Origin of the sequence: Arsenophonus nasoniae DSM 15247 (genome assembly GCF_000429565.1) — a bacterium.
GTDB classification, from domain to species: domain Bacteria; phylum Pseudomonadota; class Gammaproteobacteria; order Enterobacterales; family Enterobacteriaceae; genus Arsenophonus; species Arsenophonus nasoniae.
The window spans coordinates 41,807-54,540 of the sequence record NZ_AUCC01000013.1 but is presented as its reverse complement, the minus strand read 5'-3'; the positions used below and the strand labels follow the sequence as shown (position 1 = coordinate 54,540).

The window sequence follows — 12,734 nt, the reverse complement described above, 5'->3', positions numbered from 1 at the left end:
AGTTCCATCCTTTGACCATCTGTTGAAACGGTTATAAACGGTTTTCCATGGGCCGTAACGTTCAGGTAAATCACGCCATGGGGCGCCTGAACACAGTATCCAGAACATGCCGTTGACGATTTTGCGATGTTCTGCCCACGGCCGACCGACCCGCGAAGATGTCAAAACGGTTGGCAACAAGGGCTCAATGATTGCCCATGCTTCATCAGAAAGATCGTAGCGAGCCATAATTCAAAGTATCGTAGAAACAGATGGATACTATAGCTCAAGCAATTAAGGGACACAGCCTAACAACGTTAGTTGCTTTCGGCGTTAAGGCTTTAAATTGGACAGCAAAAATCTCTGTGCCACTATTCAGTCTAGTAGTAGGCTGGATTTTCTTTTTATTAGTAAAAGATCATAATATCATCAATTTAATCACGACTACACCTACCGGTACAGCAATGAGTCTAAGTGCTGCGATCACGGCCGTTGTTGGTGGATGTATGACTGGCGCTTTCACTACACCAGATATTAGCCGCTATTGTCAAAGTAGTAAGCATGTTTTTTGGATGACATTAACATCGATTGTCATCGGTGAATTTATTGTTAATGGTATTGCAATATTAATTGCCCATGCACTGAACACACATGATGTTGTGACAATTATGGGACAAACAGCCGGCTGGATAGGTCTTCTTACGGTTATTTTATCAGCTATAAAAATTAATGACTTGAACCTTTATTCTTCATCATTAGGGGTTGCTAGTGCTGTTGAAGGACTAACTGGCAAAAAGTTGCCTTACGTTTGGTTAACAATTACTTTGGGGTGTATAGGAACTATTTTATCTGTTTTAGGTATCTTAGAGGAATTTGTCACTTTCCTTACATTTCTCGGTATCCTTTTTCCTCCTATTATTGGCGTAATGTTGATTGATTATTATATCATTCATACTAATCGTAAAATACTCGATTCTTCTAGACAAACGGGTGAACTACCAAGCTTAACATCCATACCTTTAGTCGGATGGAATGCCATTATCTCCTGTCTATTAGGCAGCGTTGTTGGCGCTACAACTGACGTTGGCATACCATCACTAAATTCTTTATTAAGCGCAAGTATCACATATTGGATACTATGCACTTTTTTTCAAAAAAAATAAATCGATTATTTTTCAGATAAATATTCGATAGAATAAATATCTGTCCGCCTATCCCGCAAATAAGGTATTTCTAATCTGCTTTTTGCTTGTAAGTTAAAATCAACCTCGCAAAAAGCAAGATCTTCATCATCATAAGATGCTACTTTTAACGACTGTCCGCGTGCTCCTATTAATTGACTGCCTCCAAAGAAATTGAGATCTTTTTCTTTGCCCCATCTATTTACAGCCACCAAATGAATGCCATTTTCCAAAGCTCGGCTGGCACAATTTATCGACCAAATATCTTTATTTTCTTTATGCCAGGCAGCAGGAAGAAACAGAATATCTGCGCCTTGCAAGGTTAGAATTCTAGCGAGTTCAGGAAAACCGGCATCATGACAAATCATTAGACCAATACGGCACTTTGGCGTGTCAAATATAGGTATATTCTTACCTGCAGTAAACCAACTTCTTTCATGATTAACCAAATGCGTTTTTTGAAATGTTCCAATCCAACTTTCATTGTTTGGCGTCCAAATACCTGCTGAATTAAAAATTTTACCTAAAATTTCTCCACGTTCAATAAATCCACATATAATGGTTAAATTTAAATGTGTTGAGAGTTTACTCAATAACTGGTCAGTTTCTTCGCCCTTCGACTCACTAAGCGACCACAATTCAGTACCTAATAATTCTGGCGAATAGCCAGTTGTTGCTAATTCAGGGAAACAGATAATATCCGTATTCTTTGATGCCGCCTCTTTACATAATTTTGCTATTTTTAATAAATTACTTTCCTTATCACCCAAAATTGTATCAATCTGAGCAAGCGCAATCTGTAACAAAATTTATTCCCATAAAATAATTAAATCATCAATTATATTAATAATTTTCATCCCCAACAATACCTAAAATCTAGGTATTTACCCATATAATACACTGCTTTATAATTACAAGATATCTGAAAATGAATATTAAAATAGTCGTTCATTAAATATTATAAATTAATTTTTAATTAAAAACTTCGTCAACACTTGGGAAATTTATTTAAATGTCCATCATTAAAATAGTAGAGGTATAAAATTATGTGAATGTTAATTTTTTCTATAATATATAAATTTGTTCTCAAAATTTAATACAAGCAGGTATGCAAATACTTTATAGAAATTTTTAGGATGAATTATTCAAATACATTAAGACAAAAATATTTTAGGTAAGTGACTATGTTTAATGTACAACCAAAACGTAAAACAACTTTTCAGCGATTAAAACCCGGCATGGCTGTTTTTTATAATGAAAAAGTGTTAAAAATAATAAAATTACGTAACATAAAACTAACGGAAAAAGGGTTGATTTACCAATTTGATGTCGATGGTAGTAATGGAATATTGATGGGCGAAAGTGGTACAAGAATAAGTATTATTAAAGAATCATAGGATTATAAACATTACTCAATCTAGTGATTTTTGCTTTTGATTTTATTACCTTCCAAATAATTATTGATATATTGATATGGCTATCAGAAACAATCAAGCTGCTGTAAGTAGCACTCCAATCGAAAGTATTATGCCGTTCTGAAATTGCAATAATTTATTTTACCGCTAATTTTGAATATCCAACCTCTATATAATCAATATAAATAACAAAATATTAAAAACATTTTTAATAAACCCAATTCTTTCATTAAAAATTCGTTAAAATATTAAAATATTAAAATATTAAAATATTAAAATATTAGAATATTTCATTCTTTTTTCCCGTAATATAAAATGTTCTTTATAACAAGATTAACTAAATGATTGCATTAAAGAATTCAGCATAAATAGGTAAATTGAGTATGGTCAAAATTGTAGTTACTGGCGTAATATTAGCAGGTGGACAAGCCCGTCGAATGAATGGGTGCGATAAAGGGCAAATCCAGATTGCAGGCAAACCTCTTTACCAATACGCAATTTCCAAACTGTTGCCACAAGTTGATTATCTTCTCATTAATGCCAATCGAAATATTACCAAATATCAACAAGCAGGATATCCTGTTATTGGTGATACCATAGTCAATTTTGCTGGCCCCTTAGCCGGCATGTTAGCATCTCTTCATGCAGCTCAAACATCTTGGGTCGTTTTTGTACCTTGTGATGTACCTGATTTCCCCGATAACCTAGTGATGAAACTTTGGCAAGGCCGCAAAGAAAATGTGGGCAGTTATGTCACTAGCGCCGGTTCAAACCATCCAACTTTTGCATTACTCCATCGTTCTGTTATCCCGGCACTAGAAGAAAATTTAATTAAACATCAGCATAAGGTAATGTCTTTTATGAAAAAAATTTGCGCTTCGGCAGTAAATTTTGTTAATCTGAATACATTGGCAGAATGCTATAAATGGGAGCAACAGCAAACAAATGATAAATAAAAATGCAATTCCACTACTTGGAATTACAGCTTATAGTGGTACAGGAAAGACAACGCTATTAAAGAAAGTTATTCCTTTACTCGGTAAAAAGAATATTCAAGTTGGGGTTATCAAACATACCCACCATGACATGGACATTGATAAGCCGAATAAAGATAGCTACCAATTACGCCAAGCAGGTGCCAAGCAAACATTAATTGCCTGTCAACAGCGTTGGGCATTAATGACTGAAACACCCGAAAACCCCATCCTTGATTTAACTTATTTAGCCAATCAATTTGATCCACAACAGACCGATTTAATTTTAGTTGAAGGATTTAAAGAAGAAAGTATTCCTAAAATTGCGCTATACCGAGCGACAACTAACCGTCCCTTTGTGGATATTTTGGATCAACACGTAATAGCAGTTGCAAGTGATAACAAACAGACTACCCAACTTCTGCAATTGGATATTAACTCTCCTGAACAGATCGCCGATTATATAGCCAATTGGTTAGAATCAAATAAAAGCAATGATAAGTAACAAAATAGATTATATTTATTAACATAAGTTTTATTATAAGCTCTAGATAAAAAATATAATCAACAGTAATATTGGGTTATTCTGGACTAATCTAAGATAGCTTATAAAAACAAGTCTGAAAAAATTGTTGGGTATTGATGTTCAAGATATTAAGTAATTAATGCTACAGCGTTTACACCTATTACAATAAAAAATTCTATTTATTTATATTTGTAAGTAACTAAATAGCCCCATAACATATATAATTCGATGATCAATCTTTTAATAAAGATAAACCCTTTCTACATTAGAAACTTATCTTAATTAAGCTATTATTAAAATTATTTAAGTACGCTTTTAGCCAACCCAGAACACGCTTAAATTATCCTGAGATTAAATATTGCCATACTTAGCTAGTATCTTTTCAAAAGCCAAACTTTTATTAGGCTACTCTCCAAGACACTTGAAACTACATAAAAATTAGCCAAATAATCAAGCTATTTTTGTTTAAAACCACAAACAAGTATAAGGATTAGGCATGGGATATATAACCACAAAAGATAAAGTTGAAATTTTCTATAAAGACTGGGGCCACACGATGCTCCAGTGATCTTCTTCCATCATGGCTGGCCATTAAGTTCTGACGATTGGGATAACCAAATGTTATTTTTCTTAGCACAAGGTTTCCGTGTGGTAGCGCATGATCGTCGCGGCCATGGGCGTTCCAGCCAAGTCTGGGATGGACATGATATGGATCATTACGTTGATGATGTTGCCGCTGTAGTGAACCATCTTGGCATACAGAAAGCTATTCATGTAGGCCATTCTACTGGAGGTGGTGAAGTTATTCACTACATCGCTCGACATGGAGAAGATCGTGTTTCTAAAGCAGTGCTTATTAGCGCGGTTACTCCAATCATGATACAGAGCGACACTAACCCGAAAGGATTAGCCAAATCTGTTTTCGATGATATGCAGGCTAAGTTAGCAGCCAATCGAGCACAATTCTATTATGACCTCCCGGCTGGACCATTCTATGGTTACAATCGACCGAATGCCAAACCATCGGAAGGCATTATTTGGAATTGGTGGCGTCAGGGCATGATGGGCAGTGCCAAAGCGCATTATGATTGTATTGTCGCTCTTTCACAGACAGATTTTACCGAAGATTTGAAACTTACTACTATCCCAGTTCTAGTAATGCATAGTGTTGATGACCAGATTGTACCTTATGAATCCTCCGCTCCGTTAGCGGCAAAATTATTACAAAACGGCACGTTGAAAACCTATACGGGTTTTCCACATGGCATGCCTACTACAGATGCCGATACTATCAATACGGATTTATTGGCCTTTGTTCGGAGTTAACCGTTAATCTTCAGAAGTTGGTAAAAAATGCCAACTTCTGATTTATTGAATATTGCTTTCACACACCATTTAGAAAATCCATCAATGAAAATAACCACTGACAAAACAGAGATTTTTTCATGGTGCTAGCTTACTACCACACCTGAAATCTGGAAGATTTCTGTAAAACCTTTAATCATAAAGCTCGTAAGCATTTTCCCGAAATTTTATGTTTTAGCTCAATTTTGCCTAATAATGTCTTGTAAGGATGTCATTTTCCAGGGTTTTCGTTTGCGAGTAAAACAACAGATCATTGAATCAAATGTGTGTTGTGAGGCATTAAAATTCCATTTTCACCACTAACATTAAAGTGGCTACGAATGTTTGTCTCATTGACCCTTTTTGTTAGGACAAGCAATCCATCAATATCAGAAATCTCAATATTTTCGTAGATATGCATGTAACGCTCTAACTCAGTTATGTGTAGCACTTGTCTAATTCTGGCTTCGATCCCGATGTCTTTTACGTATCTCTGGAATTTAGGAGAAATCCAAAAAAGAAGCTCCATCATCTTGTCAAGCCTAGTTGTCAGCAGAGATATGATGTCTTCTTTTTCTCCTACATCAGATAGTCGCCACGTGGATTCATTGTGCGATACACGATTCCGGAAATAACGAACTTCCTCTATTCTTCTACGAATGATATCTCGTTGATGAAACATAGGGTTACTTTCAATTGTTCTTGGGAGCTTCTTGAAGGCTTTAATTAGGCCTGTCGGCCACATATAACTATTGTTAGAACCGTCGTAGTAGTGCTTATCTAGAATATATTCCCAGGTAGAGAAATCAGTCTGAGCGATAATCTGATCATGGTTTGGTGTAGGGTCGACTTCCCCTTTATCTTCCAATGCTTTTTTTGCTGCTCTTTTTGCAGCTTTAATTTTTCTTTTGAACTTTTTAACTTGCTCTGCCGCAATCGGTTGACCTTGATCATTACTCTCCTGCCAAGAAGGAAGGTTGTCGAACCAAAACCATTGACCCCAGCTTGTTCTGCTTTTAGTTTTGCAGCATTGCTGATGGCGTTTCGCAAAGACACTTCTATGATCTGTAGTAGTGGATAAAATGCACCGACAACAGCAAGGTTCCAACTGTAGGCTCCAAAAAGTTGTGCATCGTTTTCTGTAGCAATCGAAGTACTGTAGCTAGATAGTCTACTTTGTGTAATAAGCCGTCTTGGCTCATCATAGTCGTAATTAAATGGCATAATTTTTTTGATGTTCTAAACTCACTGTGCTAATGTTTGCACACAATGAAGCAAAAGTCTTTGTTTTATTTCAAAAACAATTGACAACTCTAAACATTTGGCATATGGTTTGAAATGTAGCTAGCAGATGGTTCTTCTCCCGCCTTCGTCGCGGTGTCAGTTCCTCAGCATCAAGCGAAAGCCTATGACCCGAAATTACTTAATTGTAATTTCGGGTCTACTCATTATATGGTGGGTTTTCTAAGCTAACCCCTCATAGTAACAAACTCTTCAGCTGCCGTTGGATGAATTGCCACGGTATTATCAAAATCTTGTTTAGTGGCGCCCATTTTTAACGCAACCGCAAAACCTTGTAAGATTTCATCCATGCCAAAACCGATACCATGAATACCGACAATTTTCTCTTCCTCGCCAACACAAACTAACTTCATTCGGCAGGGTTGGCGATGAGTCGTTACCGCTGTATACATTGAAACAAAAGAAGATTGGTATACTTTAATTTTATCGCTACCAAATTTTTCTTTTGCTTGTGGTTCGGTCAAACCCACTGTGCCTATTGGCGGATGACTAAATACCACTGTAGGTATATTGGTATAATCCAGATACTCATCAGGTTTATTATTAAATAGACGTTCTGATAATCGACGACCAGCCGCTACTGCAACTGGGGTTAATTCGATCGCCCCGGTATTATCACCGACTGCATACACTCTTTCTACATTTGTGTTTTGGAATTTATCAACTTTAATATAGCCTTTACTATCTCGTTCTATACCAGCCAAATCAAGATCCAAATTGTCGGTCATTGGCTCACGGCCAATTGCCCATATTAAGGTATCAACAGTTTGGGCTTTACCATTTTCTAACTGTAAAGTTAAACTACCGTCAGAATTTTTAATAAGGGCTTTAGGAATAGATTCAGTATGCAATGTTAGCCCTTCATTTTTCATAATTCCCACCAGTGATTTAACCACCATAGGATCAAAATGACGTAAAGGCGCATGCTGACGAACAAACAAATGGGTCTCACTACCCAAAGCATGCAACACGCCAGCTAATTCGACAGCTATGTAACCTGCACCCACAACGGCAACTCGCTTAGGTAATGATGTCAATTGGAAAAAACCATCTGAGTCTATACCATATTCCGCTCCAGGAATATCAGGCCAAATAGGTCTCCCACCGGTAGCTATCAGAATATGATCTGCGGTTAACTTGCTGCCATTAACCTCAATGGTATGAGTATCAATAAAGCGCGCAAACCCATTAATTACCTTAACATTATTCGTAGTCAAACCAAGCTCATAAGATTGATGAATACGATTAATATAGCTTTGCCGGTTAGTGATCAATTTCTGCCAATCAAATTGATTAATCGTGGTATTAAAACCATAATCAGGCCCATAAGCTTGAATCGCTTCCGCAATTTGTGCCGCATACCACATAATTTTTTTGGGTACACAACCAACATTGACACAAGTTCCACCTAAAGCCTTTGCTTCAATAAGCGCACATTTCTGACCATATATCGCCGCACGATTTATTGAAGCAATTCCACCGCTACCACCACCAATAGCAATATAATTATAATGCTCACTCATCGTTATTTTATTTCCATTTTATTAATTAAATACCAGTTTAACGAAGATTCTTATACAGGCTATTTATTAATAACCCGTTTAAAACTAGCAAACTATTATCAGGAATAAAAAATTTATTCTGGTACAAGCCACTCTACGCAGGTATGGCCTATTCCTTCTGGTACTAAAACTTTATGTAACCATGGTAATAATATACGGATTTGTTGTTCCAGTTTCCAAGGTGGATTAATGATGATCATACCTGAAGCCGTCATTCCTCGTTGATCGCTATCCGGACGCACGGCTAACTCAATCTTTAATATTTTACGCATCCCACTATTTTGCAGTCCGTGGATCATTCGCTTAACTTGCTGGCGCAAAACTACCGGATACCAAATAGCATAAATTCCTGTAGCAAACCGTTTATAACCTTCTAAAACTGCGTTAACGACTGACTGATAATCTGATTTTAATTCATAAGATGGATCAATCAAAATAATGCCTCGACGACTTGATGGCGGTAACTTGGATTTTAACTGTTGAAAACCATCTTGGCGTAAAACTTGTGCTCGCTTATCTTTTGCAAATTCTGCTCGCAGTAAGGGATAATCACTGGGATGTAATTCAGTCAATACCAGTTTATCCTGTTCACGCAACAAAAACTTGGCCAATAATGGCGACCCTGGATAATAATGAAGATCACCCTTGGCATTAAGTTTAGTCATTACTGTTAGGTAAGCAGCTAACTCTGTCGGCAAATCATCTCGTTGCCATAAACGCGCAATTCCCTCACGATATTCTTCTGTCTTACCAGCATGCTTAGTTGTTAGTTGATAACGACCAGCTCCAGCGTGGGTGTCAAGATAAAGAAAAGGCGTTTCTTTTTCCTTAAGAGACTCAATAATCAAACTTTGTACAATATGCTTTAACACATCTGCGTGATTACCTGCATGGAAACTGTGACGATAACTTAACATAAATTTATTACCATTTAATGTAAAAAAACTATTTTATGGGAGCTAAAAATATAGCCATTATTAGCCTTATATTACCGCACATTTTATCATAGTAATATTAATCACTAATAATGACATAATGCCTTTATAGCATTATGCTAAATAGACTATTAACAATAAAAAAGGTGAATATACGATGAAAAAAATACCATTATCAATATGTTGTATTGCGTTTATGCTTGGCAGCTACTCAGTATTTGCAAGTCAACAAATAAATCTCTGTGAAATAAAAAAGCAAAAGTTACAGACCGAAATCGAATATGCTAAAAAACAGGGTAATCAACATCGCCTTGATGGATTAGAAAAAGCGTTAAAAAATTTACAACAGAACTGTAAGTCTGAATCTTTATATCAAAGAAATAAAAATGAAGTTGAGAAAAAACGCTTAAAAGTTAAAGAACGTGAAGTTGATTTAAAAGCCGCACAAGCAAAAGGCGATAAGAATAAAATTAGTAAGCAGCAACAAAAACTACAACAAGCCAAAACTGAACTTCGTCAGGCAGAGGAAACACTGAAAGCAAGTCAATAAATCATCAGCAAATTAAACGGATTTAGATAAAAACAGGCCATGCTTAAAAATAACTTTGAGCACATAATAGCCATGCAGCATAAGGAGAGCAAAAGGTGAAAAACACATTGAGTAAAGGGGTTGCTAGTGGTCAGAAAGCATTAATCTATTCAAAGAAGTGGATTAAAATTATCTGTAATATTCCATTTATTGCCCATTTGATCCGTGCAGCAGAACGTTTTAATGACCGTATGGGCAACCAATTTGGCGCCGCTATTACCTATTTTTCTTTTCTCTCTTTGATCCCTGTCCTTATGTTTTCCTTTGCTGCAACTGGCTTTATACTAGCTTCTAATCCCGATCTATTGGAAAAATTGATCCGTGGTATTTCAAAAAGCATTAGTGATCCAACATTAGCCCAAACACTCGAAAGAAGCATCGATACCGCTATTCGTCAACGTACTGCCGTCGGTTTGACTGGTTTAGCGATTGCACTTTATTCCGGTGTTAATTGGGTTAATAACCTTCGTCAAGCTATTTTGGCGCAATCTCGTGATATCTGGGAAAGAAACGAAGATGAGAAAGAATCTATTTTTTTCCGCTACTTACGTGATTTTCTTTTTCTTATTGGCTTATTAATTGCCTTAGTTATCACCATAACATTAACTTCTATTGCCGGCTCAGCACAAGCAACACTGGTTAGTCTATTGCATCTTGATAGTATTGAATGGCTACGTCCAATTTGGACAATAGTCGGTTTAACCATTTCAATTATGGCAAATTACCTACTTTTTCTATGGATTTTTTGGATCTTACCCCATCAGCAATTTCGTCGCATTTCGCTAATAAAGGGAACATTAATCGCTGCTATTGGCTTTGAAATACTTAAATCTATCATGACTTGGGTATTGCCTAATCTGGCAAGTTCACCGTCAGGTGCAGCATTCGGTTCAGTTATTGGGCTTATGGCTTTTTTCTACTTTTTTGCCCGTTTGACGCTTTTTTGTGCTGCCTGGATAGCCACAGATAAGCCTGCATAACAAGGCAATCATAAAACTAACGCTCTATAACCTATTAGTAATAAAATTTTAGCAACTAAAATCTAATAATTATGTAAAATAAATACCGCTGAAAAGATTAATCACCAGTAACTATTTCCGCATAACTGTATTTATTTTTAATGATAAGTTGCCTATTTATGATAGCCATATAGTAATAGCATTAAACTATAATTCTTTACCATTATCAATTAGTGCGGATAACAGGTGAGCCTTCATTGACTTCCTGTTCCGCTGCGGATGTAGCCACTGCCGACCACAGAACCTGTTTAAACTTATTTCTAATCTGATCAATATCTAATCGTCTTTTATCCGCTGGCTGAGAGAAAATAAAGGTAGGTTCCTGCGCAACCAACCGTTTAGCATCCTCTGTTATTACGGCTAATGTTAATTCTGCCAAAAAAGCTTGCCGCAAACGCTGGAACTGTTCCGGCGCAATATCTATGACACCATTCTGTTGTGAAATCAGTCGCTGATTAATTAATATGTCAGTACTTACTCTGGCATAAGCCGCAAACAGCTGATCTAATTGCTGCTGTTTTTCTTGGACTATTTGCTCAAATATGGCCTGAGAAACACCTTTATTATTAATGGCAGATAATTCTGCTAACAAGCTGTCGGTTACACTCTTCATTTTTTCAGGTGCTGCTGAGACTAATAATGCACAGCTCGCTCTCTGATATTGAATACGGCAATCCATATTCAATCCAACAGCTTTGCCATATTTTTTGTCAAAAGCCTGTTTAATTGAGCGAAAAATAGTCTCTCTGGCTAAATCATCACGCCAATAACGCTTTAACATTTCAGAATTGTTAATTGTTCGCCAACCAAAATCCCAAGTCAGTGATAAAGTATCTTTTGCTGGATCTAAGCTGGTTAAATTAATTATTTGTGGTGTAACAATGGGCAGAGTCGCCACAGTAACCGGCATAGAGCGCTTTCCACTAACTGCCGAAAAAATCTGATTAATATTTTCAATCAATGAACGACTATCAACATGGCCAGCGACATAAAGCGTCATTATGTCTGGTGTATACCATTGTTGAACAAATTTGTTGATTGCTTCCAACTTAACCGGCGTAACTGGCATCGCGCCCGGTTCATGGCCAATTAACGTTGATCCTTTTATTCTCGACTGCCATAAGGGATCTTTTACATTAGCTGGGTGTATTACTACCAAATGCTTTGGCAACTGGGTTATCATCATCAATGATTTTTTATCAAATTGGTAATTAGCTGCCAAGCCTGCCAACCACTGCAGTGCGTCTTTAAGTAACTCAGGTCGATTATTAGGCAAGCTTAGGTTATACAGAGTGACATCATAAGAGACAATCGCCGGCGGAATTGGTGCTGCTGGATCAATCGCATTGTGCCATAACTGTTGTAATTGCGAACTGCTTAAGGTTTTACTATGAAACAGTGCCATTTTGGGGATCAAATAAGTAAACCCTCTTTGACTTGCTGTTTCTATCATTGAACCTGTTTTAACAACTAACCGCAATTGAATCCTATCATTTGGGCGCTGTGGTGTTTGCAATAGTTGCCAGGAAAAACCATTATCTAATTTACCCTGCTGCCAGGCAGGATCAGGTTGCAACGTTTCTGCTGGCAGTTGGCTGGACAAAGTTATGAGTACGCCACCTATAAAATACCGCATTTTAATGCCCTGCATGCAAACCTCTTGTTGTTAATTGTTTGATTTAACCATCAAATGCCACATTTATTTTTAACAGAAAGTACCACCTTGGGGGTTAGACAACCGATCTCTGGTTAAATCTGATAATCTCTGTGATATTTTTAGAACCATAAGACTACCATGTTAGGCTTTATGTTCACCACTACGTTTTTTAGCAGTTTATTGATGTCAATCGAATTTTATTAATCACATTATGGTCAATAATAGTGATTTAATACAGGTTACTGATATTA

12 protein-coding genes and 1 pseudogene are annotated in these 12,734 nt (G+C 36.7%); 7 read left to right on the top strand and 6 right to left on the bottom strand.

The annotated features are described in order from the left end of the window. On the bottom strand, positions 1–228 hold a 228-nt coding region (locus tag G468_RS0105060; RefSeq protein ID WP_026822199.1), incomplete at its 3' end, for a transposase. 23 nt (positions 229–251) lie between these two features. Here G468_RS0105060 and G468_RS19755 point away from each other — a divergent pair. Further along, entirely contained in the window at positions 252–1,142 is an 891-nt protein-coding gene (locus G468_RS19755) for a cytosine permease (RefSeq protein ID WP_051296951.1), read from the top strand. A 5-nt stretch (positions 1,143–1,147) separates the two neighbouring features. Here the strand turns inward: G468_RS19755 and G468_RS0105050 are convergent, their stop codons facing one another. After that, positions 1,148–1,966 carry a nitrilase-related carbon-nitrogen hydrolase gene (locus G468_RS0105050; RefSeq protein WP_026822198.1) on the bottom strand — a complete coding sequence of 273 codons (819 nt, stop codon included), beginning with the start codon at positions 1,964–1,966 and terminating at the stop codon, positions 1,148–1,150. A gap of 378 nt (positions 1,967–2,344) precedes the next feature. Here G468_RS0105050 and G468_RS0105045 point away from each other — a divergent pair, with 378 nt between their 5' ends. The 4 genes and pseudogenes from G468_RS0105045 (at position 2,345) to G468_RS19750 (ending at position 5,401) form a co-directional block, all read left to right on the top strand. Continuing rightward, positions 2,345–2,557 carry a hypothetical protein gene (locus tag G468_RS0105045; RefSeq protein WP_026822197.1) on the top strand — a complete coding sequence of 71 codons (213 nt, stop codon included), beginning with the start codon at positions 2,345–2,347 and terminating at the stop codon, positions 2,555–2,557. A gap of 401 nt (positions 2,558–2,958) precedes the next feature. Beyond that, positions 2,959–3,531, top strand: a complete 573-nt coding sequence (gene mobA, locus G468_RS0105040) for a molybdenum cofactor guanylyltransferase MobA (protein ID WP_026822196.1) — start codon at positions 2,959–2,961, stop codon at positions 3,529–3,531. Continuing rightward, a complete protein-coding gene (gene mobB, locus G468_RS0105035; RefSeq protein WP_026822195.1) occupies positions 3,524–4,054 on the top strand; it encodes a molybdopterin-guanine dinucleotide biosynthesis protein MobB in 531 nt (176 codons plus the stop codon). The genes mobA and mobB overlap by 8 nt, the downstream gene beginning before the upstream one ends. Positions 4,055–4,571: 517 nt before the next feature. Continuing rightward, positions 4,572–5,401 (top strand): annotated as a pseudogene (locus tag G468_RS19750) (alpha/beta fold hydrolase). A gap of 289 nt (positions 5,402–5,690) precedes the next feature. On the opposite strand, the gene G468_RS0105025 reads toward G468_RS19750, so the two are convergent. The 3 genes from G468_RS0105025 to G468_RS0105015 form a co-directional block, all read right to left on the bottom strand. Then, positions 5,691–6,527, bottom strand: a complete 837-nt coding sequence (locus G468_RS0105025) for a hypothetical protein (protein ID WP_026822194.1) — start codon at positions 6,525–6,527, stop codon at positions 5,691–5,693. Between the two features lie 361 nt (positions 6,528–6,888). Next, positions 6,889–8,244, bottom strand: a complete 1,356-nt coding sequence (gorA, locus tag G468_RS0105020) for a glutathione-disulfide reductase (RefSeq protein ID WP_026822193.1) — start codon at positions 8,242–8,244, stop codon at positions 6,889–6,891. A 113-nt stretch (positions 8,245–8,357) separates the two neighbouring features. Then, a complete protein-coding gene (locus tag G468_RS0105015; protein ID WP_026822192.1) occupies positions 8,358–9,200 on the bottom strand; it encodes a 23S rRNA (adenine(2030)-N(6))-methyltransferase RlmJ in 843 nt (280 codons plus the stop codon). Positions 9,201–9,375: 175 nt separating this feature from the next. Here G468_RS0105015 and G468_RS0105010 point away from each other — a divergent pair, with 175 nt between their 5' ends. After that, positions 9,376–9,768 carry a DUF1090 domain-containing protein gene (locus G468_RS0105010; RefSeq protein WP_026822191.1) on the top strand — a complete coding sequence of 131 codons (393 nt, stop codon included), beginning with the start codon at positions 9,376–9,378 and terminating at the stop codon, positions 9,766–9,768. Between the two features lie 95 nt (positions 9,769–9,863). Further along, positions 9,864–10,787 carry an inner membrane protein YhjD gene (gene yhjD / locus G468_RS0105005; protein ID WP_026822190.1) on the top strand — a complete coding sequence of 308 codons (924 nt, stop codon included), beginning with the start codon at positions 9,864–9,866 and terminating at the stop codon, positions 10,785–10,787. A gap of 205 nt (positions 10,788–10,992) precedes the next feature. Here yhjD and G468_RS0105000 read toward each other — a convergent pair whose 3' ends face one another. Further along, on the bottom strand, positions 10,993–12,462 hold the full coding sequence (locus tag G468_RS0105000; RefSeq protein WP_246067298.1) for an insulinase family protein: 1,470 nt from the start codon (positions 12,460–12,462) through the stop codon (positions 10,993–10,995). Positions 12,463–12,734: the final 272 nt, after the last annotated feature.

Coding starts and splice junctions, on each gene's coding strand:
- G468_RS19755 (WP_051296951.1), top strand. CDS start 252: ATGGATACTATAGCTCAAGCAATTAAGGGACACAGCCTAACAACGTTA.
- G468_RS0105045 (WP_026822197.1), top strand. CDS start 2,345: ATGTTTAATGTACAACCAAAACGTAAAACAACTTTTCAGCGATTAAAA.
- mobA (WP_026822196.1), top strand. CDS start 2,959: ATGGTCAAAATTGTAGTTACTGGCGTAATATTAGCAGGTGGACAAGCC.
- gorA (WP_026822193.1), bottom strand. CDS start 8,244: ATGAGTGAGCATTATAATTATATTGCTATTGGTGGTGGTAGCGGTGGA.
- G468_RS0105015 (WP_026822192.1), bottom strand. CDS start 9,200: ATGTTAAGTTATCGTCACAGTTTCCATGCAGGTAATCACGCAGATGTG.
- G468_RS0105010 (WP_026822191.1), top strand. CDS start 9,376: ATGAAAAAAATACCATTATCAATATGTTGTATTGCGTTTATGCTTGGC.
- G468_RS0105000 (WP_246067298.1), bottom strand. CDS start 12,462: ATGCGGTATTTTATAGGTGGCGTACTCATAACTTTGTCCAGCCAACTG.